The following is a 21,657-nucleotide window of genomic DNA, read 5'->3' on the forward strand; positions in this document are numbered from 1 at the left end:
GGGCTAGGCTCGCCGCGTGAACGCAGAGCCGAACGGCCCGGGGACGCCGGGCGTCCCCGTGGTCGTCGCCGTCGTCGGCCCCACGGCGACGGGCAAGTCGGACCTGGCGCTCGACCTGGCGCAGGCGCTCTCGGGCGGCGGGCCGGCCGGCGTCCGCGCTGACGCCGAGATCGTCAACGCCGACGCGTTCCAGCTCTACCGCGGCATGGACGTCGGGACGGCGAAGGTCCCGGTCGACGAGCGGCGCGGGATCGTGCACCACCAGCTCGACGTGCTGGACCCGCGGCAGGACGCGTCCGTGGCGCGCTACCAGAAGGCCGCTCGCGCCGACCTGGACGCCGTCGCCCGCCGGGGAGCGCGGGCCGTCGTCGTCGGAGGGTCCGGGCTGTACGTCCGCGCGCTGCTCGACCACATGGACTTCCCCGGCACGGACCCGACCGCGCGGGCCCGGCTCGAGGAGCGCGCCGAGCGCGAGGGGCGCCGGGCGCTGCACGACGAGCTCGCCCGCCTCGACCCCGACGCCGCGACGTCGATCGGCCCGCACAACACGCGGCGGATCGTGCGCGCGCTCGAGGTCATCGAGCTCACGGGCCGCCCCTACACCGCCAACCTGCCCCGCCAGGAGTACGTCCGCCCGGCCGTGCAGATCGGGCTCGACTGCAACCGGGAGGTGCTCGACGGGCGGGTGGCCGGCCGGGTGGCGCGGATGTGGGACGAGGGGCTGGTCGACGAGGCGCGCGCGCTCGCCTCGCCCGAGCAGGGCGGGACGGGGGCCGGGCTGGGCACAACGGCGGCCCGCGCCGTCGGCTACGCCGAGCTGGTCGCCTCCTGGCGCGGCGAGCTCTCGCTCGACGAGGCGCGCGAGGCGATCGTCGCGAACACCCGCCGGCTGGCCCGCAAGCAGATGGGCTGGTTCGGCCGGGACCCGCGCGTGCACTGGCTCGACGCCGGCTCGCCCGACCTGCTCTCCGAGGCGCTCGAGGTCGTGCGCGCCGCCGACGCCGGCGCGCTCCCCGCACCGGAGGCGGGGCCCGTGCGCCGTAGTCTGGGCTCATGACGCTGCGCTTCACCAAGGGTCACGGCACCCAGAACGACTTCGTGCTGCTGGCCGACACCCGGGGGGACCTCGAGCTGACCCCGGACCAGGTGCGGCGCCTCGCCGACCGCCGCGGGGGGATCGGCGGCGACGGCGTCATCCGGCTCGCGCCCACGGCCGCCCTCGCGCGCGCCGGGGAGGAGGTCGCCGACCGGGTCCTCGCCGAGGAGCCCGCGGCGATCTGGTTCATGGACTACCGGAACGCCGACGGCTCGGTCGCGCAGATGTGCGGCAACGGGGTGCGCGTCTTCACCGCGTTCGCCGAGCAGCTCGGCCTCGCGGACCTCGACGACGGGCAGGAGCTCGCGCTCGGCACCCGCGCGGGCGTGCGCCGGGTCCGCAAGGAGCCGGGCGGCTGGTACGCCGTCGACATGGGCCCGTGGGCCCTGCCCGGCGGCGACGCCGCGGCGGCGCGCGGCGCGGACGCCGCCGTCCTGGTGCACGGCTGGGAGGCGCCCCGCCCGGCGCTGAGCGTCGACATGGGCAACCCCCACACGGTGGTCGCGCTCGCGCGGGCGTCCGAGCTCGCCGAGGCCGACCTCACGCGCGCGCCGGAGGTGGACCCGCTGCCTCCCGAGGGCACGAACGTCGAGCTGGTCGTCCCGCTCGCCGAGACCGTCGACCCCGAGGGGCGGGCCGTCGGGCACGTGCGGATGCGGGTGCACGAGCGCGGGGTGGGGGAGACGCAGTCCTGCGGCACCGGTGCGTGCGCGGCGGCGCTCGCGGTGCGCACGTGGGCCTCAGCGGGTGCCGACGGCCCGGTGCCCGACGTCTGGGAGGTCGAGGTGCCCGGCGGGCTGGTGCGCGTCCGGCTGCTCGACGGCGGGCACGTGGAGCTCGCCGGCCCGGCGGAGCTGGTGTTCAGCGGCGAGACCGAGCTCGGGGAGCCCTGACCCCTCAGGGCCGTCGACCGGCGGTCCCGCCGACGGCGGCGTCAGCCGACGCGCAGGACCCGGAAGCCCTTGGACGACGCCTCGCGCTCGACGTCGCGGCCCAGCTCGGCCTCGATCCAGCGCGCGAGCGAGTCCGAGCCCAGGTTCTTCTGCACCACGAGCCAGGCGTCCGCCTGCGGCGCGAGCCGCGGGAGCCAGGCGCGCAGGAGGTCGTGCAGCACCGCCTTGCCCACCCGGATCGGCGGGTTCGACCAGATCGTCGCGAACCGCACGTCGTCCGGCACGTCCTCCGCGCGCACGGCGCGCACGTTCTCCAGGCCGAGCCGCGCCGCCGTCGAGCGGAGCAGGTCGAGGGCCCGCTCGTTGACGTCGACCGCCCACACGGTGGCGCCGGGGGAGGCGAGCGCCATCGTGAGCGCGACCGGCCCCCAGCCGCAGCCGAGGTCCAGCAGGTCGCCCGCGGCGGGCGGGGCGGGCACCTCGCGCAGCAGCACACGCGTGCCCTTGTCGACGCCCCCGGGGGAGAAGACGCCGGAGGCGACGTCCACCTCCACCTCCCGGCCGGCGAGCTGCACGACGGCGCGACGGCGCTCGGCGGCCGAGGCCGGCTGCGCGGTGAAGTAGTGGTCGGGCTGCTCGCTCACCCGGCGATCCTAGGTCGCGGCCGGACCGCCGTCGTCCGCGGTGCTCCCGCTGAGGAAAAACTCTCCACCGGGACGATCTGGCGTGGGACCCTTGTTGTACTCCTGTGGCGGCCAGGCCGCCGACCCCGACCCGAGAGGCACACCTTGACCCACACCCCGACCAACCCCGACACCCCGCAGGCCGACGAGACCGCCGGCGCCCCCGGTGCCGAGACCTCGGCGGACGCGCGCCGCGAGGCCGAGCGCGACGCCCAGGCGATCGCGCAGGACGTCGTCGCCCGGGTGCTCGCACGGGCCGGGACGGCGCGGTCCGAGGGCGCCACGGTGCACACCGCCCACGACGGCGACCAGCTCGACCTCGAGGAGCGCATCTCGCTGCGCCGCGTCGCCGGGCTCTCCACCGAGCTCGAGGACGTCACCGAGGTCGAGTACCGCCAGCTCCGCCTGGAGCGCGTGGTGCTCGTCGGTCTCTACTCCGGGGGCGAGGCCGCGGCCCGCGAGGCGGAGGTCTCGCTGCGCGAGCTCGCCGCGCTCGCCGAGACGGCGGGCTCGCAGGTCCTCGACGGGCTGCTGCAGCGCCGTCAGAAGCCCGACCCGGGCACGTACCTCGGCTCCGGCAAGGCGGCCGAGCTGGCGGAGGTGGTCGCGTCGGTCGGCGCGGACACCGTCGTCGCCGACACCGAGCTGGCGCCGTCCCAGCGCCGCGCGCTGGAGGACATCGTCAAGGTCAAGGTGGTCGACCGGACCGCGCTGATCCTCGACATCTTCGCCCAGCACGCCAAGTCGCGGGAGGGCAAGGCCCAGGTCGAGCTCGCCCAGCTCGAGTACCTGCTGCCGCGCCTGCGCGGCTGGGGCGACTCGATGTCGCGCCAGGCCGGTGGCCAGGTGGGCGGCCAGGGCGCCGGCATGGGCTCCCGCGGCCCCGGTGAGACGAAGATCGAGCTGGACCGCCGGCGCATCCGCAACCGGATGGCCAAGCTGCGTCGCGAGATCGCCGCCATGGCGCCCGGGCGCGAGACCAAGCGCCTCGACCGCAAGCGGCACGGCGTGCCGAACGTGGCGATCGCCGGCTACACCAACGCCGGCAAGTCGTCGCTGCTCAACGCGCTCACCGACGCGGGCGTCCTCGTCGAGAACGCCCTGTTCGCCACGCTGGACCCGACCGTGCGCCGCGCCCGGACGGAGGACGGCCGGCCCTACACCTTCACCGACACCGTCGGGTTCGTGCGGCACCTGCCGCACCAGCTCGTCGAGGCGTTCCGGTCCACGCTCGAGGAGGTGGGCGACGCCGCGCTGCTGCTGCACGTGGTCGACGCCTCCCACCCGGACCCGGAGGGGCAGATCGCCGCCGTGCGCGAGGTGCTCGCCGAGATCCCCGGGATCGCGGACGTGCCCGAGGTCGTCGTGCTGAACAAGGCCGACGTCGCGGACCCGGCCGTGGTGGGGCGGGTGCAGCGTCGCGAGCGACGCAGCGTCGTGGTGTCCGCGCACTCCGGCGAGGGCATGGCCGAGCTGCGGGAGCTGATCGCGGCCGAGCTGCCCCAGCCGCACGTCGAGATCGACCTGGTCGTCCCGTACTCCCGCGGCGACCTCGTGCACCGCGCCCACGAGGCGGGCAGCACCGTCGCCGAGGAGCACCTGGCCGAGGGCACGCGCCTGCGCGGACGGGTGGACGAGGGGCTCGCGGCCGAGCTCCAGCGCGTCGCCGTGGCGGGCTGACCTCACGCGTCGAGCCGCCCGCCGCCACGGCGACGGGCGTCCCGCCGTGGGCTGTGGGCGCGTCGCCCGACGGTCGGCGGGTCGCCCTAGGATCGTCGGGTGACTCCCCCCGACGCCGCCGACGCCCCGACGCTCCTCGACCTGGCGGTGGGTGCCCTCGGCGGCGGTCGTCGCGAGGGTCAGCACCGGATGGCGGAGGCCGTCGCGGAGTCCATGGACTCCGGGCGGCACCTGCTGGTCCAGGCGGGGACGGGGACCGGCAAGTCGCTCGCCTACCTGGTGCCCGCCGTGCAGCACGCCGTCGAGGACGGCAAGCGGGTCGTCGTCTCCACCGCGACGCTGGCCCTGCAGCGCCAGGTGGTCACGCGCGACCTGCCGCTGGTCGCCGAGGCCGTGGGGCCGAAGCTGCCCCGTCCCCCCAAGGTCGCCCTGCTCAAGGGCTGGCACAACTACCTGTGCAAGCACAAGGTCACCGGCGGGTACCCGGTCGAGGGTGCGACGCTCTTCGACCTCCCGGACGATCCCGGCCCCGGCGAGGGCGCCGCTGCGGAGCAGCACCCGGCGGCCTCGGGCCCGCGCGGGCGGGGCGGACGCCCGGGGGATGCGGCCTCGCTCGCCGACCACGTGCGCCGGCTGCACGCCTGGGCCGACGAGACCGACACCGGCGACCGCGACGACCTCGTGCCCGGCGTCCCCGACAAGGCCTGGCGCCAGGTGTCCGTCACCGCGCTGGAGTGCCTGGGCCAGCGGTGCCCGCTCCTCGCGGAGTGCTTCCCGGAGCGGGCACGCGCGGCGGCGCGGGAGGCCGACGTCGTCGTCACCAACCACGCCATGCTCGGCATCGCCGTCTCGGGGAACCCGGGCGTGCTGCCGGAGCACGACGCCGTCGTCGTCGACGAGGCGCACGAGCTCGCCGAGCGCGTGACGGCGGCCGCCACCGTCGACCTGTCCCTGACGGTCGTGGAGCACGCGGCGCGCCTCGCCCGCCGGCACGGCGGCACAGAGACGGAGGCGCTCGACGCCGCCTCGCAGCGGCTGGGCAGCCTGCTGGCCACCGCGCCCGCGGAGCGGTTCCCGCTCGGCCTGCCCGACGACCTGCGCGCCGCGGTGGCCGCGGTGCGCGACGCCGCGCGCGAGCTCCTCACGCGGCTCAAGCCGCAGGGCTCGGGCAAGCAGGAGGCCCCGGACGCGGGGATGAAGATGGCGCAGTCCGCCGTCCTGCAGCTCTTCGAGGTCGCGGAGCGGATGGCGGCCGAGGACACGACCGCGGACGTGCTGTGGTGCTCGCGCCCGCCGGAGAACGCGCCCTGGGCCGGCGACGGCGTGACGCGGCTGCACGCCGCGCCGCTGGCGGTGGCGGGGCTGATCCGCACGCACCTGCTGGGCGAGGCGACGGGCGTGTTCACCTCGGCGACCCTCACCCTCGGCGGCACCTTCGACCCGGTGGCGCGGTCGCTCGGACTGGCGGGTTCGGGAGGCTCCGACGAGACCGCGGACTGGGCGGGGCTCGACGTCGGCAGCCCGTTCGACTATCCCCGGCAGGGGATCCTCTACGTGGCCCGGCACTTGCCCGCGCCCGGTCGCGAGCCCACGACCGACGCCCAGCTCGACGAGATCGCCGGGCTGATCGAGGCCGCCGGCGGGCGGACGCTGGGGCTGTTCTCGTCCCGCCGGGCGGCGCTGGCCGCGGCGGAGGCGATGCGCGAGCGGCTGGACGTCCCCGTGCTGTGCCAGGGAGACGACCAGCTCCCGACGCTGGTGCAGGCGTTCGCCGCCGACCCGCCGACCTGTCTGTTCGGCACCCTCTCCCTGTGGCAGGGCGTCGACGTGCCCGGCCCGAGCTGTCAGCTGGTGCTCGTGGACCGGATCCCGTTCCCGCGGCCGGACGACCCGGTCAAGGCGGCGCGGGCCCGGTCGGTGGAGCAGGCGGGCGGCAACGGCTTCATGCAGGTCTCGGCCACGCATGCCGCGCTGCTGCTGGCGCAGGGAGCAGGGCGGCTGGTGCGCACGGGGGAGGACCGCGGCGTCGTGGCCGTCCTCGACCCCCGGCTCGCGACGGCGCGGTACGGGTCGTTCCTCACCCGCTCCATGCCGGACTTCTGGCCGACCACGGACGGCGAGCTCGTCCGCGCTGCGCTCCGGCGTCTCGACACCTAGCGTGGGGGCCGTGGACGAGACACGCAGGACGACCAAGCTCGCGATCGTCGGGGCGGGAGCGGTGGGTTCCACCCTCGCGTACGCGGCACTGGCCCGGGGCGCGGCGCGGTCCGTCGCCCTCCTGGACGTCAACCGGGCGAAGGTGGAGGCGGAGGTCCTCGACCTGCGGCACGGGGGCATGTTCATCCCGCAGGCGGAGATCGAGGGCTCGGACGACGTCGAGGTCTGCCGCGGCGCCGACATCGTGGCGGTGACGGCCGGGGCCAAGCAGAAGCCCGGGCAGAGCCGCCTCGACCTGGCCGAGGCGACGGTCGGCCTCACCCGGTCGATCCTGCCGGGGCTCCTGGAGGTCGCCCCCGACGCGGTGTACCTCATGGTCACCAACCCGGTGGACGTCGTCACGTACGCGGCGCAGGAGATCAGCGGCCTGCCCCGCGGCCGGGTGTTCGGCAGCGGCACCGTCCTGGACTCCTCGAGGCTGCGTGACGCGCTGGCCCGGCACTGCGGGGTCGCCGTGGGGAACGTGCACGCGAACATCGCCGGCGAGCACGGCGACTCGGAGATCGTGCTGTGGAGCTCCGCCACGATCGCCGGCGTGCCGCTCCTGGACTGGCGCCCGTTCCGGGGGCGTCCGCCGCTGGACGAGCCCGCCCGGCACCAGATCGCCACCGACGTCGTCGAGTCGGCCTACCGGGTCATCGCCGGGAAGGGGGCGACGAACTACGCCGTCGGCCTGGCGGCGACCCGGATCATCGAGGCGGTGCTCAACGACGAGCACCGGGTGATGAACGTGTCGTCACGCCTGGACGACTTCTACGGCATCAGCGACGTCTGCCTGTCCGTGCCCTCGCTCGTCGACCGCCGCGGCGTGGCGGAGACCATCGACACCCCGCTCTCGGACGAGGAGATCGCCGGCCTGCGCGCGTCGGCCGACGGCATGCGCGCCGTGCAGGCCCGGCTCGGCCTCTGACGGGCCCGAACCGTCAGAGGCTGCGGAGCACGGCGACGACCCGCCCGAGCACCTGCGCCTCGTCGCCCGGGATGGGGGAGTAGGCGGCGTTCTGCGGCAGCAGCCAGGTGTGCCCGTCGGCCTGCTTGAACGTCTTGACCGTGGCCTCGCCGTCGATCATCGCGGCGACGACCTCGCCGTTCTCGGCCACGGGCTGGCTGCGCACGACCACCCAGTCGCCGTCGCAGATCGCGGCGTCGACCATCGAGTCGCCCGCGACCTTGAGGAGGAAGAGGTCGCCGTCGCCGACGACCTGCCGGGGGAGCGGGAACACGTCCTCGACGACCTGCTCGGCGAGGATCGGGCCGCCGGCGGCGATCCGGCCGACCAGAGGGACGTAGGACGGTGCCTCCGCCGGCTGTGCGTCCGACGCGGCGACCGAGCCGGCGACGAACCCGGTCGCGCCGCCCTCGGGGCCGGCCTCGCCCGCCGCCGGGGTCTCGGGATCGACCACCTCGATCGCTCGCGGCCGGTTCGGGTCGCGGCGCAGGTAGCCCTTGCGCTCGAGGGTGGTGAGCTGGTGCTTGACCGACGACGGGCTCGCCAGGCCGACGGCCTCGCCGATCTCGCGCATCGTCGGCGGGTAGCCGCGCGCCTCGACCGAGGTGCGGATGGTCTCGAGCACGCGCCGCTGACGCGGCGTGAGGCGGTCGGCCGACGGCGACAGCTCGCTCACCGATGCCAGCGCGGTCGTCGAGCTCCCCGCCGTGTCCTGGGGGGTCTCGTCCTGGGTCGACCACGGCGTCGCCGCCGTCGTGGACGCCGGGGCCTGGTCCCGTCCGCTGGTCATCGCGTTCTCCGTCCTCCAGGGGCGCGGCCCGCGGGCGGGCCGATGAAATCCGACAAACCTTCCATCGCGCTGTCGGCCACTCTAGGCCAGTTCGGGGCCGACATCAAACATCTGTTCGATCAGGCCTCGACCGTGTCGCCCCGACGTGGTACACCTAGTACAGCAGTTCGACGTACAGGTGTTCGACGAACGGGTGTTCGACGAGGCGGCTCGCCTCGCGCGGCGCCACGGGACCGGAGGCAGGACGATGCAGAACGCGCACAGCACCAGCGACGCCCGCGGCTTCCTCGGCCTCGGGGGGCTCCGGCTCACCCGTAGGGGCCGGGTCGTGATCGCGGCGCTCGTCCTTCTCGTGCTCGTGGGCGCGGGGCTCGTCGGCCAGCGCGCCGTGGCCGAGGCGCCGGGCGCGGGCGTGGAGGTCCGGCTCCAGACGGTGGCGCCGGGCGACACGCTCTGGCAGTACGCGCAGTCGGTGCGCGGTGCGGGCGAGGACCTGCGCGACGTCGTCGCCGAGCTGCGCGAGCTCAACGACCTGCCGACGGCCGAGCTCCAGGCCGGCCAGGTGGTGCTGCTCCCGCAGGAGTGACGGCGTGCCGCCGCGGTGGATCCTGCTTGCGCGGACGGTCGCCCGCCGCTTACCTTGACGGGCAGCCGGGCGCCGGTCCGGAGCCGAGCGCAGGAGACCAGGATGCACTGCCCGTTCTGCCGCCACGCGGACTCGCGAGTCATCGACTCGCGCACGTCCGACGACGGCTCGTCCATCCGTCGTCGGCGCCAGTGCCCCGCGTGCCAGCGTCGGTTCACCACGATCGAGACGGCCAGCCTGTCGGTCGCCAAGCGGTCCGGGGTGACGGAGCCGTTCAGCAGGGACAAGGTCGTGGCCGGGGTACGCAAGGCGTGCCAGGGCAGGCCCGTGAGCTCCGACGACCTCGCCGTCCTCGCCCAGAAGGTCGAGGAGACCCTCCGCGCGTCCGGTCGCCCCGAGATCGAGGCGAACGAGGTGGGGCTGGCGATCCTGGGTCCGCTGCGCGAGCTGGACGAGGTCGCCTACCTGCGGTTCGCGAGCGTGTACCAGTCGTTCGAGTCCCTCGAGGACTTCGAGACGGCGATCACGTCGCTGCGGGCGGAGCGCGAGGCGCGCGCGGCATCGGCGGAGGGCGAGACCGGTGGGCCCGACGGCTCCGGAGAGGTCGGCGAGGACACGGTCGAGGAGCCCGCGACCGCAGGCCGGGGCGCCGCGGACTGAGCGGGCGCCGCGCCTGGTCCGTGCGAAATGCCTTGGCGCGGCGGAGGCCGCCGGGGCATGCTGGACGGCACCAGGTGCTGCGCGATCCTCTGCGCCAGCACACACCCCGACGGACGACGAGGTGACCGCGATGACGGACGACTCCAAGGCAAAGCCCTCCGAGGACACGAAGGCGCGCTTCCGGGAGGCGTTGGAGAAGAAGAACGCCGCCAGCCACCCGACCGCCGGCAAGGACGGCAACACCGGCCAGGTGCACGGCTCGGAGACCTCCGGGCCGGTGCAGAAGATGTTCCGCCGCAAGTCGGGCTGAGCGCAGGCGTGCGAAGGGCGGCCCCGGGAGTCCGGGGCCGCCCTTGGTGCGTCCGTGGCGCGGGTGCCGCGTCAGCCGGCCGCAGGGCCGGGCGGGAACTCGGGTCGCTCGAACGCGTCGCGGATGCGCAGGCGGATGGTCGAGTCCATCGCCTGCAGCTTGGCCGACGCGCCACGGTGCGTGACGTCCGAGATGTCGGTCACCACGTAGCCGATCTCGCCGCGCGTGGCGAGCGTCTGCGCCTCGATGTTGGCACCGTGGTCGGCGAACACCTGGTTCACGCGCGCGAGCACGCCGGGCACGTTGCGGTGCAGCAGCATGATGCGCCCGACGCCCGTCTGCGCGAGCTGCAGGTTCGGGAGGTTCACGGACAGCGTGGTCGACCCGGTCGCCACGAAGTCGCGCAGCTTCTTCGAGACGAACTCGCCGATCGCCTCCTGGGCCTCCTCCGTCGAGCCGCCCACGTGGGGCGTCAGGATGACGTTCGGCAGGCCGCGCAGGGGCGACGTGAAGCCGTCGCCGCGCTTCTTGGGCTCGGTCGGGAACACGTCCACGGCGGCGCCGCCGAGGTGGCCGGAGAGGATGTGCTCGCGCAGCGCCTCGACGTCCACGACGAAGCCGCGCGAGAGGTTGAGGAAGATCGCGCCGGGCTTCATCCCCGCGAACAGCTCCGCCCCGAAAAGGCCGGCGTTGCCGGGGCGCCCGTCGACGTGGATGGTCACGGCGTCGGCCTCGGCGAGCAGCTCCTCGATCGTCTCGACGCGGTGCGCGTTGCCGAGGGCGAGCTTCTCGGCCGTGTCGTAGAAGACGACCCGCATACCCAGGTTCTCCGCCAGCACCGAGAGCTGGGAGCCGATGTTCCCGTAACCGATGATGCCCAGGGTCCGGCCGCGCACCTCGTGCGAGCCCTCGGCCGTCTTGTCCCAGACGCCGTCGTGCAGGGCCTTGTCGCGCACCGTGAGGCGGCGGGTCAGCGCGATGATCTCGGAGATCGCGAGCTCCACGACGGAGCGCGTGTTCGAGTACGGCGCGTTGAACACCGCGACGCCGTGCGCGGCGGCCGCGTCGAGGTCGATCTGGTTGGTGCCGATGGAGAAGGTGCCCACGGCCTGGAGGCCGGGGACGCTCTGCAGGACCTTGCGGGTCACGGTGGTCTTGGACCGGATGCCGAGGATCTGGAAGTCCGCGAGGGACTCGATCAGCTCGGCCTCGTCGAGCGCGCCGGAGCGCGTGACGACCTCGATGCCCGCATCACGAAGATTCTGGGCAGCGACGGGGTGGACGTTCTCGAGAAGGAGGGCTCGCAGCACGAGGCCCATGGTGCGCCGTGCGGGCCCGCGCCCACAAACGCGTCTCACCAATCCGCGTCACGCGGCGGCGAGCTCCACGATGCCGGCGGGCAGGGCGCGTTCGTGCACGACGACGAGGCGCTGGGTCGGTCGGGTCATGGCGACGTACAGGTCGGACGCCCCGCCCGGGCCCTCGGCGACGGCCGCCGGCTCGACGAGCACGACCGCGTCGAACTCCAGCCCCTTGGCCGCGCGCGGGTCGAGCACGCTGACCTGCGCGTCCTCCGGGCGTTGGGCGAGCAGCCGGGCCCCCTCCCCGGGGCCGAGGGCGTCCGGCAGGACGCTCTCGAGGGCGGCGCGCAGCGCCTCGACCTGGTCGGCCGCGGCGACGACCGCGACGCGGCCGGCGCCGTCGGCACCGACGAACTCCCCCGCGAGGGCCACCGCCTGGCCCACGACCTCCTGCACGAGCGCCGGCCGCGCCGGGCCCGACGGGGTGACCCGGGTGAGCTCCAGCGCGCCGTCGACCTGCCGGGCGGCCGTGAGCGGCGAGACCGGCAGCGCGGCCTCGGCGGCCATCCGCTGCGCGGCGTCCGCGACCTCGGCCGGGGTGCGGTAGGAGACGGTGAGCTCCTCGAGGCGCCAGGAGTCGCCGAGGACGGGGTCCAACGCCCGCGCCCACGACCGGGCGCCCGCGGGCGACGACGTCTGCGCGACGTCGCCGACGATCGTCATGGAGCGCGTGGGCACGCGGCGCACCAGCATCCGCCAGGCCATGGGGGACAGCTCCTGCGCCTCGTCGACGACCACGTGCCCGTACGTCCAGGTGCGGTCCTCCGCGGCGCGCTCCGCCGTCGTCAGCCGCGGCCCGGTGGACTCGAACCGGGAGGCCAGCGTCTCGGCGTCCACCAGGCCGCCGCCCGCGCCGGTGGACTCGAGCACGGACCGGGCGTACTCGAGCTCGGCGGCACGCTCCGCCGCGCGGGCCCGGGCCTCCGCGCGCGCGATCGAGTCGTCCTCGCCGAGCAGCTCGGCGGCCTCGTCGAGCAGGGGCACGTCGGCCTCGGTCCAGGCGGCGTCCGCGTCGCGGCGCAGGGCCGCGCGCTCGGCCGCGGTGAGCTCGGGCGCCGCCTCCGCGAGCCGGTGCGGCTTGGCGAAGAGGTCGGCGACGAGCTTCTCCGGCGTGATCGGGAACCAGGCGAGGTTGAGCGCCACCCGCACGTCGCGGTGCGAGCGCAGGTCCTCGGTGACCATCGCGACGTCCTCGGGGGCGAGGTCGGCGTCCGCGGCGGCCCGGTACTGGTCGACGAGGCGCGCGAGCATGTCCCGGACGAAGGCCGCGCGGGCCTCGTTGTGCGGCTTGTGCGTCCGCCGGGCGCGGCCGATCGCGTCGCGCACGTCCCGCCGGCGCACGACGAGGTCGTACCCCTCGAGGCGGAGGCGGACGTCGCGGGCGGGGACGCGCTCGCGGGCGCGGACGGCGCGGCGCACGACGTCGCGCCACAGCAGGCGTCCCTTGATCTCGGTGGCCTCGGGGGTGTCGGCCTCGTTCGCCCGGACGCCCGGCAGGAGCTCGCCGACGGTGGTGGCCACGACGCCGGTCTCGCCCAGCGACGGGAGCACCTGGTCGATGTAGCGCAGGAACGCGCGGCTCGGGCCGACCAGCAGCACGCCGCTGCGCTCCAGCACGCGCCGGTGGGCGTACAGCAGGTAGGCCGCGCGGTGCAGGGCGACGGCGGTCTTGCCGGTGCCGGGGCCGCCCTGGACGACGAGCGCGCCGGCGAGGTCGGCGCGGATGATGCGGTCCTGCTCGCCCTGGATCGTGGCCACGATGTCGGTCATCCGGCCGGTGCGGCGGGCGGCGAGCGACGCGAGCAGCGCGCCCTCGCCCGAGAGCGTCGAGGCGGCCAGGCTGCCGTCGCCGTGCTCGCCGTCCTGGAGGGCGTCGAGGTCGAGGACCTCGTCCTCGAGCCCCGTGACCGCGCGCCCGGTGGTCACCAGGTGCCGGCGCCGTCGCACCCCGGCGGGGTGCAGCGCGGTAGCCCGGTAGAACGGCGTCGCGGCGGGCGCGCGCCAGTCCGTCAGGAGCGAGCGGTGCTCGGCGTCCGCGAGGCCGAGGCGGCCCACGTACCGGGTGTCGCCGTCGTCGAGGTCGAGGCGCCCGAAGGCGAGGCGGTCCTCGACCGCGTCCAGCTGTGCCACGCGGTCCTCGTAGAGGGTGGCGAAGGCGTCGCGCTCGCTGCGGTTCTGCGGTGACCCGGACGGCCCCGAGCGACGGACCTCTGCGAGCCGGTCGCGCGTCGCGCGCCGCAGCTCGTCCAGCCTGGCGTACAGGCCGTCGACGACCTCCTGCTCGCGGGCCAGCTCGTCATGCCTGCCTGCCACGCATCCTCCCAGCGTCCTTCGGGCCGCGCTCTCACGGCGGCGCAGCCCCGGCGGCGGACCATCATTGCAGATGCCGCGGGCGCTCGGGCACGGGCCCGCCCCCGAGCGGCGACGCGCCGGGCCCGCGGGACCCGGCCGGAGCGGGAGGGCCGGGGCTAGGATCAGGCCCATGAGCAGCGGCGACGTCCTGCAAGACGGGTCCGAGGGACCCGCCGAGGACACGGCCGCGACCGTCCTCCTCGTCGAGGACGACGACGGGGACGCGATGCTCGTCACGGAGCTGCTCGAGGACGCCGAGGTGACGGTCGCGCTGCGGCGGGCCCGCTCGGTGTCCGAGGCGGTCGACGCGCTCTCCCGGCCCGGCGGCGCGCCGGGGATCGACTGCGTGCTGCTCGACCTGGGCCTGCCCGACGCGGTGGGGCTGACGGCGGTGAGCCGGCTGCGCGAGGTCGCCGAGCGGGTGCACGACGTGCCCGCCCTCGTCGTGCTCACCGGCCTGACGGGCGGGGACCAGGGCCTGCAGGCGGTCGCCGCGGGGGCCGACGACTACCTCGTCAAGGGCGAGACCGACTCCGGGCTCCTCGGCCGGTCGCTGCGCTACGCGCTCCAGCGGCGGCGCTCGGCCGCCCAGCAGCGGGCCCTGTACCGCAGCGCGGTCCGGGCCGAGGAGACGGCGCGGCTCGAGCGGGCGCTGCTGCCCAACCCGCTCGTGGGCGACGAGCGGATCTCCGTGATGGTCGGCTACCTCCCGGGCGGGGGCGGGCTGCTCGGGGGCGACTTCTTCGACACCGTGGAGCGGCCCGACGGCACCGTGCTGTCGGTCGTGGGCGACGTCGCCGGGCACGGTCCCGACGAGGCGGCGCTGGGCGCCACCCTGCGCACCGCCTGGCGCACCCTCGTCCTGACGGGCACGCCGCCCGAGCGCATCCTCGAGCACCTGGAACGGGTGCTGCTGACCGAGCGCGCCCGCCCGGAGGTCTTCGTCACCCTGTGCCAGGTGATGGTCACCCCCGACCGGTCCGCCGTCGACCTCTACCTGGCGGGCCACCTGCCGCCGCTGCTCATCACGGGGCCGGTCGGCGACCTGCGCTGCGAGCTCCTCCCGCCCACGGGCCGCGGGCGGGCGCTGGGGGTGCCCGTCGACGGCGGGTGGGCCCCGCGGCGCATCGACCTCGACGGTCCGTTCGCGCTCATGCTCTACACCGACGGGCTGGTCGAGGCGGAGGTGCGACGGGGCGCAACGGTCCCCGCCGCGGCCGCCGACGAGCCGGTGCTGGACGGGGTGGGCCGCGACGCCCTCGGCCTCGTCGCGCTGCGCGCGGAGCGCCCCGCGCGGGTGGGCCCCATGCGCCGGAGGGTGCCGCGACTCGGGCAGTCGGGCCTGCACGACCTCGTCCGCGAGGACCTGGAGGCCCACGGGGTCGTCGGGGTGGTCGAGCGGGTGCTGCGCCGCGTGCGCGCGCTGCACGGCGGCCCGCTCACCGACGACGCGGCGCTGCTCGTCCTCGGGTGGACCGGGCGCGACACGCCGTACCTGGGGGAGCGCTCCTCGACCCTCGCCGACTCGGCCGAGTGGGCCCGCCCGTGAGGCGCGAGCGCCCGCTGCACGACGTCGTGCTGCGGCTCCTCCTCATCGTCGGCGCCGTGCTGCTGCTCGCGCTCGCCGTCGCCCTGGTCGCGATCCAGCGCTCGCTGGTGCTCCTGCGGGTCGGCGCGGGTGACGAGGCCATGGACGCCGCCCACGCGTGGAACCTCACGTTGCTGCTCGTCGTGATCGTCCTCGTCCTGCTCGTGGTGGCCATGGGCCTGTTCATGTGGCGGGCGCTGCAGCGGGGCGTCACCCGGCCCCTGGCCCGGCTCGCCGACTCCGTCCGTGCGGCCAGCACGGGGGAGCACGAGCACGAGATCCGGGTCGAGGGCACCGGCGAGGTCGCGGCGCTCGCGGCCGACGTCGAGCACATGCGGCGCGAGCTGGTGGCGCAGGTCGCCGAGGTGCGCGCGTCGCACGCCGAGACCGAGCGCACCCACGCCCAGCTCGCCGAGCAGGCGCGCGAGCTGGCGCGCTCCAACCAGGAGCTGGAGCGCTCGAACCGCGACCTCGAGCAGTTCGCCTACGTCGCGTCGCACGACCTGCAGGAGCCGCTGCGCAAGGTCGCGAGCTTCACCCAGCTGCTGCAGAAGCGGTACGGCGAGCAGCTGGACGAGCGGGCGGACCAGTACATCGCCTTCGCGGTCGACGGCGCGCGCCGCATGCAGCGGCTCATCCAGGACCTGCTGAGCTTCTCGCGGGTCGGTCGCTCGGGCAGCGAGCCGGAGGACGTCGACCTCGAGCGGGTGCTGGAACAGGTGCGGCACGACCAGGAGGGGCGGATCGCGGAGGCGGGCGCCGAGGTCACGCACGACCCGCTGCCGGTCGTGCACGGGGAGCGCGCGCTGCTGACGATGCTGCTCGCGAACGTGGTGGGCAACGCCGTGAAGTTCCGCGACCCCGCCCGTCCGCCGCACGTGCACCTGTCGGCACGCCGGGTCACGACGCCGGAGCCGGGCTGGGAGCTGTCCTGCACGGACAACGGGATCGGCATCGACCCGCAGTACGCCGAGCGCGTCTTCGTCATCTTCCAGCGGCTGCACCCCAAGGACGTCTACTCGGGCACCGGCATCGGGCTCGCGCTGGTCAAGCGGGTGGTCGAGCACCACGGCGGCAGGGTCTGGCTCGAGCCGGCGCCCGGCGGCGGGACGTCGGTCCGCTGGACCCTGCCCGACCGCGAGGCGTCGGACGCCGTCGTCGGTTAGTCTCGGGAGACGTCGCTGACCTGCGACGATGCTGCGCGCGACGCAGCGGCGACGCGCCCCGACCGGGCGCCCGACGACGAGGGAGCGGCATGACGGACCACCAGGCGGGCATCGAGGTCCTCCTCGTCGAGGACGACCCCGGCGACGTGCTCATGACCCGCGAGGCGTTCGAGGAGCACAAGGTCGTCAACCGGCTGTCGGTCGTGTCGGACGGGGTCAGCGCGATGGCCTTCCTGCGCAAGGAGGGCGAGCACGCCGAGGCCCCGACGCCGGACCTCGTCCTCCTGGACCTCAACCTGCCACGCATGGACGGCCGCGAGGTGCTCGCGGCGGTGAAGGCCGACGAGCGGCTCAAGCACATCCCGGTGGTCGTGCTCACGACCTCCGAGGCGGAGGAGGACGTGCTGCGGTCGTACTCGCTGCACGCGAACGCCTACGTGACGAAGCCGGTGGACTTCGACCGGTTCATCCAGGTGGTCCGGCAGATCGACGACTTCTTCGTGACCGTGGTGCGGCTGCCGCACCGCTGAGCGGGAGCTCGACACCGGGAAGGATCCGGGGCGCGGCACGGTTGTGACTCCTGCGGGCGCGAGCCCGTCGGCAACGTGCCGGAGAACCGAGGAGGAGACCCTTGCTGGACCCGCAGAGCATCTACGAGGTCGACGAGGCCGCCGTCGGGCGCGTCCTGCCCCACCCCGGGCCCGACGCGGCGCCGACCGGTACCGGACCCGTGCTGCTGCACGCGCTCGACGGCTTCGTCGACGCGGGCTCCGCGGGCGAGATCGCCGTGGAGCACGTCACCGAGGAGCTGACCACGACGCGGCTGGTGACCTTCGACGTCGACCAGCTCCTCGACTACCGGTCGAAGCGGGTCGGGATGACGTTCGACGCCGACCGCTGGTCGTCCTACGACGAGCCCTACCTCGCGATCGACCACGTGGCGGACCGGGAGGGCACCGGCTTCCTGCTGCTGCACGGCTCGGAGCCCGACCTGCAGTGGGAGCGCGTCGTCGCGGCCGTGAAGGGCCTCGTCGAGCGCTTCGACGTCTCCCTGACCGTGGGCTTCCACGGGATCCCCATGGGGGTGCCGCACACGCGCCCGCTGTCGCTCACGGCGCACGGCACGCGTCCGGGCCTCGTCGACGACTACACGTCGTTCTTCGGCACGGTGCGGGTGCCCGGCTCGCTCGCCGCGCTCCTGGAGTACCGGCTCGGCGAGGCGGGGCACGACGCGATCGGCTTCACCGTGCACGTGCCGCACTACCTCGCGCAGTCCCGCTACGCGCCGGCGGCGGTCGTCGCGCTGCGGCACGTGGAGCGCGCCACCGGGCTCGACCTCGCGACGGGCCTGCTCGCGGAGGCCGCAGCGGACGCGACGATCGAGGTCGAGAAGCAGGTGGGGGAGTCGGGCGAGGTCAAGGCGGTGGTCAAGGCCCTCGAGGAGCAGTACGACGCCTTCACGAGGTCCGTGGGCCGCCCGAGCCTGCTGGCCGAGCAGGCGCCGCTGCCGACCGCCGACGAGCTCGGCGCGGAGTTCGAGCGGTTCCTGGCCCAGCAGGACGACGACTGACCCGACCGCAGCGGCGTCACGGGCCGGCCCGTGACGCCGTCCGCAATGGCCGTTGCGCGGCTTCCGCGGCATATCCGTGGCACGTCGGTGTGGTCCGTGCCACACTGACCGCGTTGCAGAGGCGCTCCTTCGCACGAACCGGCGGCGGCGACCTGTGCAGCGACGGGTGGCCGCCCGGCCCGCTCGTGCCCGTTGTGACGGAAGGTCGAAGGATCAGCATGGCGCAAGGTTCTGTGAAGTGGTTCAACTCGGAGAAGGGCTACGGCTTCATCGCCCAGGACGACGGCGGTGCCGACGTCTTCGTGCACTACTCCGCGATCCAGACGCAGGGATACCGCACCCTCGACGAGGCCCAGCGGGTCGAGTTCGAGATCACGCAGGGCCCGAAGGGTCCGCAGGCGGAGCAGGTCGTGCCGCTCTGAGCCCCTGGCTCGCCTGACGACGGCCGCGTCCCCCGCCGGGGGCGCGGCCGTCGTCGTGCCGGGTCCGGTCAGGCCCCCGCGAACCTCGCCAGCTCGTCCCCGACGAGGAGGCGCGCCGGCACGGGCAGGCTGCGCAGGCGCCGCGCGAGGCCGGCGTCGTCGAGGTCGAGCTCGCCGGCGGCCGGGTCCGCGGTGGCGGCCGTTGCGTCGTCCGGCGCCGCCCGCACCGCGACGAGCACCACGTTGCCGTACCGGCGCCCCTTGAGGACGGCGTGCTCGGCGATCACCCCGAGGCGGCCGTCCGCGACCGCGTCCGGACCGAACGCGTCGGCGAGCGTGGCGGATTCCCGGCGTGCCAGGTGCAGGGGCGGGCGGTCCGCGCAGTTGGCGAGCAGGACGCCGCCCGGGCGCAGCACGCGGTGCGCGGCCGCGGCGAACCCGGCGTCGGCCAGGTGGTCGGGTGTGCGGTCGCCGGCGAAGACGTCCCGCACGACGACGTCGAACGACCCCGGCGCGAGGGACGCGAGGGCGTGGCCGGCGTCGTCGGCGCGCAGCCGCAGGCGGGGGGAGCGGGGCAGCGCGAACCACGACCGGACCAGCTCCAGCAGGCGGGCGTCGACGTCGACGCCGAGCTGGCGCGAGTCGGGCCGCTCGTGCTCGACGTGGCGGGCCAGGGCGCACCCTGCCGCGCCGAGGTGCAGCGCCCGCAGCGGCCCGGCGGGCAGGCCGGCCAGCACGGCGGCCATCTGCTGCATGTACTCGAAGGCGAGGAACCCGGGGTCGGCGAGGTCGAGGGCGGAGCTCGGCACGCCGTTGACGTGCAGCGTCACGCGGTCGGGGTGGTCCGGGTCGCGCTCGACGTGCGCCGTTCCCGTGTCGATCGGCACCTCCCCGTCGGGGAGTGTCGGTGCGTCGGAGGATGCTGGGTGGCGTCGACCGGACCGGCGCTCGGGGCGCGATCCGCCTCGGGGGGAGCGGGACATGCGACCAGTCTCCCCGCTCGGCGGGGTCGGGCGGGACGGGCGATCGACGGTTGACAGGTTCGAACAGGTGTTCGACACTGGACGGGCGCGGGGGAAGCCGCGGAGCACGGGAGGTGCAGGATGTCGGCTCGCACGAGATCTGTCGGGGCGACGGGCGGTCGTGGCCCGGTCGGCGCGGGTGTCAGGCTGCCGCCGAGCCCCGAGGTGACGCGGCTGCTGGACCGGGCGGACGCGGAGCTCGGGGCGGCTGCGACCGCGACGGACCCGGCCGAACGCTTCGTGCACGCGCACCTGGCGGCGCTCCGCGCGGCCGCGGCGGTGGTCGCGCTGCGGGGGCGGCCCTCGACCCGGAGCCGGGCCCGCTCGGTGTGGGACATGCTGGCGCTGGTGGAGCCGGACCTCGCCGCCTGGTCGGGCTACTTCGCCTCGGGCGCGCGCGTCCGTGCGGCGGTCGAGGCAGGGCTCGAGCCCGACGTCGACGCCCGGCGCGCGGCCGAGCTGGTGGCGTGCGCGGAGGACTTCCGGGACGAGGTCGGCCTCCTGGTCGACCCGCGTGCCGGGTTCGCGCGGCCGCTCGCGGTCGCCCCGGCGGCGTCGTGAGCCGCGGGCCGCGGTCCGCCGAGGCGTTCCGGGACTGGGGCAGCGACGAGTCCGGGACGTCCGTGCTCCACGTCGACATGGACGCGTTCTTCGCGTCGTGCGAGCTCGCGCGGCGGCCGGAGCTGCGGGGCCGTCCCGTGATCGTGGGCGGCCGGGAGCGCGGCGTGGTGCTGGCCGCGACCTACGAGGCCCGGGCCTTCGGGGTCCGCTCCGCCATGTCGATGGCCGCGGGGCTGCGCCTGTGCCCGCAGGCGGTCGTGATCCCGCCCGACCACACGCTGTACCACGAGGTGTCCGAGTCCGTGATGGCGCTCCTCGCCACGATCACCCCGCTGGTGGAGCGCATCTCGGTCGACGAGGCCTTCCTCGACGTGAGCGGGGCGCGTCGGCGGCTCGGGGCGCCCACGGCGATCGGGGCGCGGCTGCGCGAGCGGGTCCGTGCCGAGCACGGGATCACGTGCTCCGTCGGGGTGGCACGGAACAAGTTCGTGGCCAAGCTCGCCTCCACGCATGCGAAGCCCGACGGGATGATGCTCGTCCCCGCGGACGCGACCGTGCCCTTCCTGCGGACGCTCCCCGTCGGGGCGCTGTGGGGGGTCGGCGAGAAGACGGAGGCCGCCCTGGCGCGGTGGGGCATCACCACGGTGGCCCAGCTCGCGGACACGGACGTGCCGACGCTGCAGGCGGCGGTGGGGTCGGTCTCCGGGGCGCACCTGCACGACCTCGCGTGGGGACGTGACCCGCGGCCGGTGGTCCCGGGGCACGAGGAGCGCAGCGTCGGTGCCGAGACGACGTTCGAGCGCGACCTGTGGGACCTCGGTGCGGTGGAGCAGCGGGTCCTCGAGCTCGCCGACCGAGTCGCGGCCAGGCTCCGGCACCAGGGTGTGGTCGCGCGGACGGTGTCGATCAAGGTCCGCACCAGCGACTTCCGGACCCTGACCCGGTCCCGCACCCTCGACGGCCCGACCGACGTGGCCCGCGCCATCTTCCTCGTCGCGCGCGACCTGCTGGGTGCTGCGGACCTGCGCGGCCTGCCCGTGCGTCTGGTCGGCGTCCGCGGCGAGAACCTGCAGGTCAGGTCGGGTCTCGCCGAGCAGGTGACCCTCGATGAGGCCGTGGATCCGCGCCAGGAGGCCCGTCGGGAGGCCGAGCTGGCCCTCGACGCCGTGCGCGAACGGTTCGGCCGATCCGCGATCAGTCTCGGCGCGGCGCCCGGCCGTCGCCGAGGTTCACCCCCGCCGACTACCGTGCCGGGCGGCGCAGGCATATCCTGAGGACGTTACCGTTCCACCGCGAGACCCGGGGGGACTCGATGCCACTGTCCGAGTACGAGCAGCGAGTGCTGGAGCAGATGGAGCGCGCGCTGAGCAGCGACGATCCCCGTCTGGCCAACACGCTGCAGCAGGCGCGCCGCCGGTCGCCCCTGCGCTATGTCCTGGCCGGCGTCGGAGTCGTCGCGGGGTTGCTGCTGCTCGTGGTCGGTGCTGCGACGTCGCAGGCGTGGGTCGGGGTCGTCGGCTTCGTCCTGATGTTCGCGGGCGTCGCCTATGCGTTCGCCGCGCCCCGCCGGTCGGGCCCCACGGGAGTGGTCCGGCCGGACGGCACTGTCGACCCTGCGACCAACCCGGACCGCTCGCGGCCGGGTCGCGCCGCGCCGCGGCCGGCGCCTGCCGCGAAGAAGGAGGGGTTCCTGGCCCGTCTCGAGGAGCGCTGGGAGCGACGGCGCGACCAGGGGCGCTGACCAGCCAGGG

Annotated in this window: 21 protein-coding genes; 16 read left to right on the plus strand and 5 right to left on the minus strand. The window is 75.3% G+C overall.

Features of this window, described 5'->3' with window-relative positions; translation table 11 throughout:
- The first annotated feature begins 16 nt into the window (after window positions 1-16).
- Together miaA and dapF are read left to right on the plus strand one after the other, a co-directional pair.
- Complete coding sequence (gene miaA, locus AAG589_RS10015; RefSeq protein WP_430567069.1) at window positions 17-1,057, plus strand: tRNA (adenosine(37)-N6)-dimethylallyltransferase MiaA; 1,041 nt, start codon at window positions 17-19, stop codon at window positions 1,055-1,057.
- Window positions 1,054-1,989, plus strand: coding sequence for a diaminopimelate epimerase (gene dapF, locus AAG589_RS10020; RefSeq protein ID WP_430567070.1), 936 nt, complete (start codon window positions 1,054-1,056; stop codon window positions 1,987-1,989). The genes miaA and dapF overlap by 4 nt, the downstream gene beginning before the upstream one ends.
- A 41-nt stretch (window positions 1,990-2,030) precedes the next feature.
- Here the strand turns inward: dapF and AAG589_RS10025 are convergent, their stop codons facing one another.
- Window positions 2,031-2,633, minus strand: a complete 603-nt coding sequence (locus AAG589_RS10025) for a class I SAM-dependent methyltransferase (protein ID WP_430567071.1) — start codon at window positions 2,631-2,633, stop codon at window positions 2,031-2,033.
- 144 nt (window positions 2,634-2,777) lie between these two features.
- Between AAG589_RS10025 and hflX the strand changes: the two genes are divergently transcribed.
- The 3 genes from hflX to AAG589_RS10040 all read left to right on the plus strand — a co-directional run bounded on the left by hflX (window position 2,778) and on the right by AAG589_RS10040 (window position 7,479).
- Window positions 2,778-4,352: a GTPase HflX gene (gene hflX / locus AAG589_RS10030; RefSeq protein ID WP_446719705.1), complete on the plus strand. Its 1,575-nt coding sequence runs from the start codon at window positions 2,778-2,780 to the stop codon at window positions 4,350-4,352.
- A gap of 99 nt (window positions 4,353-4,451) precedes the next feature.
- Window positions 4,452-6,509 (plus strand): ATP-dependent DNA helicase, encoded by a 2,058-nt coding sequence (locus tag AAG589_RS10035; protein ID WP_430567072.1) that lies wholly within the window; start codon window positions 4,452-4,454, stop codon window positions 6,507-6,509.
- Window positions 6,510-6,519: 10 nt separating this feature from the next.
- Entirely contained in the window at window positions 6,520-7,479 is a 960-nt protein-coding gene (locus tag AAG589_RS10040; protein ID WP_430567073.1) for an L-lactate dehydrogenase, read from the plus strand.
- Between the two features lie 13 nt (window positions 7,480-7,492).
- Here the strand turns inward: AAG589_RS10040 and lexA are convergent, their stop codons facing one another.
- Complete coding sequence (gene lexA, locus AAG589_RS10045; RefSeq protein WP_430567074.1) at window positions 7,493-8,308, minus strand: transcriptional repressor LexA; 816 nt, start codon at window positions 8,306-8,308, stop codon at window positions 7,493-7,495.
- A gap of 247 nt (window positions 8,309-8,555) precedes the next feature.
- Here lexA and AAG589_RS10050 point away from each other — a divergent pair, with 247 nt between their 5' ends.
- From AAG589_RS10050 to AAG589_RS10060, 3 genes are all read left to right on the plus strand, one after another.
- The gene (locus tag AAG589_RS10050) at window positions 8,556-8,894 is read left to right on the plus strand and encodes a LysM peptidoglycan-binding domain-containing protein (protein ID WP_430567075.1); all 339 of its coding nucleotides are present in this window, start codon (window positions 8,556-8,558) and stop codon (window positions 8,892-8,894) included.
- Between the two features lie 102 nt (window positions 8,895-8,996).
- Window positions 8,997-9,554, plus strand: coding sequence for a transcriptional regulator NrdR (gene nrdR / locus AAG589_RS10055; RefSeq protein ID WP_430567076.1), 558 nt, complete (start codon window positions 8,997-8,999; stop codon window positions 9,552-9,554).
- A 130-nt stretch (window positions 9,555-9,684) separates the two neighbouring features.
- Entirely contained in the window at window positions 9,685-9,864 is a 180-nt protein-coding gene (locus tag AAG589_RS10060) for a DUF5302 domain-containing protein (RefSeq protein ID WP_430567077.1), read from the plus strand.
- A 71-nt stretch (window positions 9,865-9,935) separates the two neighbouring features.
- Here AAG589_RS10060 and serA read toward each other — a convergent pair whose 3' ends face one another.
- Both serA and AAG589_RS10070 read right to left on the minus strand, forming a co-directional pair.
- Window positions 9,936-11,174 carry a phosphoglycerate dehydrogenase gene (gene serA, locus AAG589_RS10065; protein WP_430567078.1) on the minus strand — a complete coding sequence of 413 codons (1,239 nt, stop codon included), beginning with the start codon at window positions 11,172-11,174 and terminating at the stop codon, window positions 9,936-9,938.
- A 57-nt stretch (window positions 11,175-11,231) separates the two neighbouring features.
- The gene (locus AAG589_RS10070; protein WP_430567079.1) at window positions 11,232-13,538 is read right to left on the minus strand and encodes a HelD family protein; all 2,307 of its coding nucleotides are present in this window, start codon (window positions 13,536-13,538) and stop codon (window positions 11,232-11,234) included.
- 169 nt (window positions 13,539-13,707) lie between these two features.
- Between AAG589_RS10070 and AAG589_RS10075 the strand changes: the two genes are divergently transcribed.
- The 5 genes from AAG589_RS10075 to AAG589_RS10095 all read left to right on the plus strand — a co-directional run bounded on the left by AAG589_RS10075 (window position 13,708) and on the right by AAG589_RS10095 (window position 18,323).
- Window positions 13,708-15,126, plus strand: a complete 1,419-nt coding sequence (locus tag AAG589_RS10075; RefSeq protein WP_430567080.1) for a PP2C family protein-serine/threonine phosphatase — start codon at window positions 13,708-13,710, stop codon at window positions 15,124-15,126.
- Window positions 15,123-16,331: a sensor histidine kinase gene (locus AAG589_RS10080; protein ID WP_430567081.1), complete on the plus strand. Its 1,209-nt coding sequence runs from the start codon at window positions 15,123-15,125 to the stop codon at window positions 16,329-16,331. Before AAG589_RS10075 ends, AAG589_RS10080 begins: the two co-directional genes overlap by 4 nt.
- Window positions 16,332-16,420: 89 nt before the next feature.
- A complete protein-coding gene (locus AAG589_RS10085) occupies window positions 16,421-16,861 on the plus strand; it encodes a response regulator (protein WP_430567082.1) in 441 nt (146 codons plus the stop codon).
- 101 nt (window positions 16,862-16,962) lie between these two features.
- Window positions 16,963-17,901: a proteasome assembly chaperone family protein gene (locus tag AAG589_RS10090; protein ID WP_430567083.1), complete on the plus strand. Its 939-nt coding sequence runs from the start codon at window positions 16,963-16,965 to the stop codon at window positions 17,899-17,901.
- Window positions 17,902-18,119: 218 nt separating this feature from the next.
- The gene (locus AAG589_RS10095; RefSeq protein WP_429728529.1) at window positions 18,120-18,323 is read left to right on the plus strand and encodes a cold-shock protein; all 204 of its coding nucleotides are present in this window, start codon (window positions 18,120-18,122) and stop codon (window positions 18,321-18,323) included.
- 68 nt (window positions 18,324-18,391) lie between these two features.
- Here AAG589_RS10095 and AAG589_RS10100 read toward each other — a convergent pair whose 3' ends face one another.
- Complete coding sequence (locus AAG589_RS10100) at window positions 18,392-19,210, minus strand: spermidine synthase (RefSeq protein ID WP_430567084.1); 819 nt, start codon at window positions 19,208-19,210, stop codon at window positions 18,392-18,394.
- Between the two features lie 300 nt (window positions 19,211-19,510).
- Here AAG589_RS10100 and AAG589_RS10105 point away from each other — a divergent pair, with 300 nt between their 5' ends.
- The 3 genes from AAG589_RS10105 to AAG589_RS10115 are packed head-to-tail and all read left to right on the plus strand — an operon-like array spanning window position 19,511 to window position 21,647.
- On the plus strand, window positions 19,511-19,906 hold the full coding sequence (locus tag AAG589_RS10105; RefSeq protein WP_430567085.1) for an SAV_6107 family HEPN domain-containing protein: 396 nt from the start codon (window positions 19,511-19,513) through the stop codon (window positions 19,904-19,906).
- Window positions 19,903-21,180, plus strand: a complete 1,278-nt coding sequence (locus AAG589_RS10110) for a DNA polymerase IV (protein ID WP_430567086.1) — start codon at window positions 19,903-19,905, stop codon at window positions 21,178-21,180. The genes AAG589_RS10105 and AAG589_RS10110 overlap by 4 nt, the downstream gene beginning before the upstream one ends.
- A 38-nt stretch (window positions 21,181-21,218) precedes the next feature.
- Complete coding sequence (locus AAG589_RS10115) at window positions 21,219-21,647, plus strand: DUF3040 domain-containing protein (RefSeq protein ID WP_430567087.1); 429 nt, start codon at window positions 21,219-21,221, stop codon at window positions 21,645-21,647.
- The last annotated feature ends 10 nt before the right edge of the window (window positions 21,648-21,657 follow it).

The sequence above is a fragment of the Isoptericola sp. F-RaC21 genome (assembly GCF_038593535.1).
In the GTDB taxonomy this organism is placed as follows: Bacteria; Actinomycetota; Actinomycetes; order Actinomycetales; family Cellulomonadaceae; genus Isoptericola.

Excerpts from the sequence above, each read along its gene's own strand:
- AAG589_RS10095 (WP_429728529.1), top strand. The coding sequence starts at position 18,120 with ATGGCGCAAGGTTCTGTGAAGTGGTTCAACTCGGAGAAGGGCTACGGC.
- AAG589_RS10050 (WP_430567075.1), top strand. The coding sequence starts at position 8,556 with ATGCAGAACGCGCACAGCACCAGCGACGCCCGCGGCTTCCTCGGCCTC.
- dapF (WP_430567070.1), top strand. The coding sequence starts at position 1,054 with ATGACGCTGCGCTTCACCAAGGGTCACGGCACCCAGAACGACTTCGTG.
- AAG589_RS10075 (WP_430567080.1), top strand. The coding sequence starts at position 13,708 with ATGAGCAGCGGCGACGTCCTGCAAGACGGGTCCGAGGGACCCGCCGAG.
- lexA (WP_430567074.1), bottom strand. The coding sequence starts at position 8,308 with ATGACCAGCGGACGGGACCAGGCCCCGGCGTCCACGACGGCGGCGACG.
- AAG589_RS10085 (WP_430567082.1), top strand. The coding sequence starts at position 16,421 with ATGACGGACCACCAGGCGGGCATCGAGGTCCTCCTCGTCGAGGACGAC.
- nrdR (WP_430567076.1), top strand. The coding sequence starts at position 8,997 with ATGCACTGCCCGTTCTGCCGCCACGCGGACTCGCGAGTCATCGACTCG.
- AAG589_RS10115 (WP_430567087.1), top strand. The coding sequence starts at position 21,219 with ATGCCACTGTCCGAGTACGAGCAGCGAGTGCTGGAGCAGATGGAGCGC.
- AAG589_RS10060 (WP_430567077.1), top strand. The coding sequence starts at position 9,685 with ATGACGGACGACTCCAAGGCAAAGCCCTCCGAGGACACGAAGGCGCGC.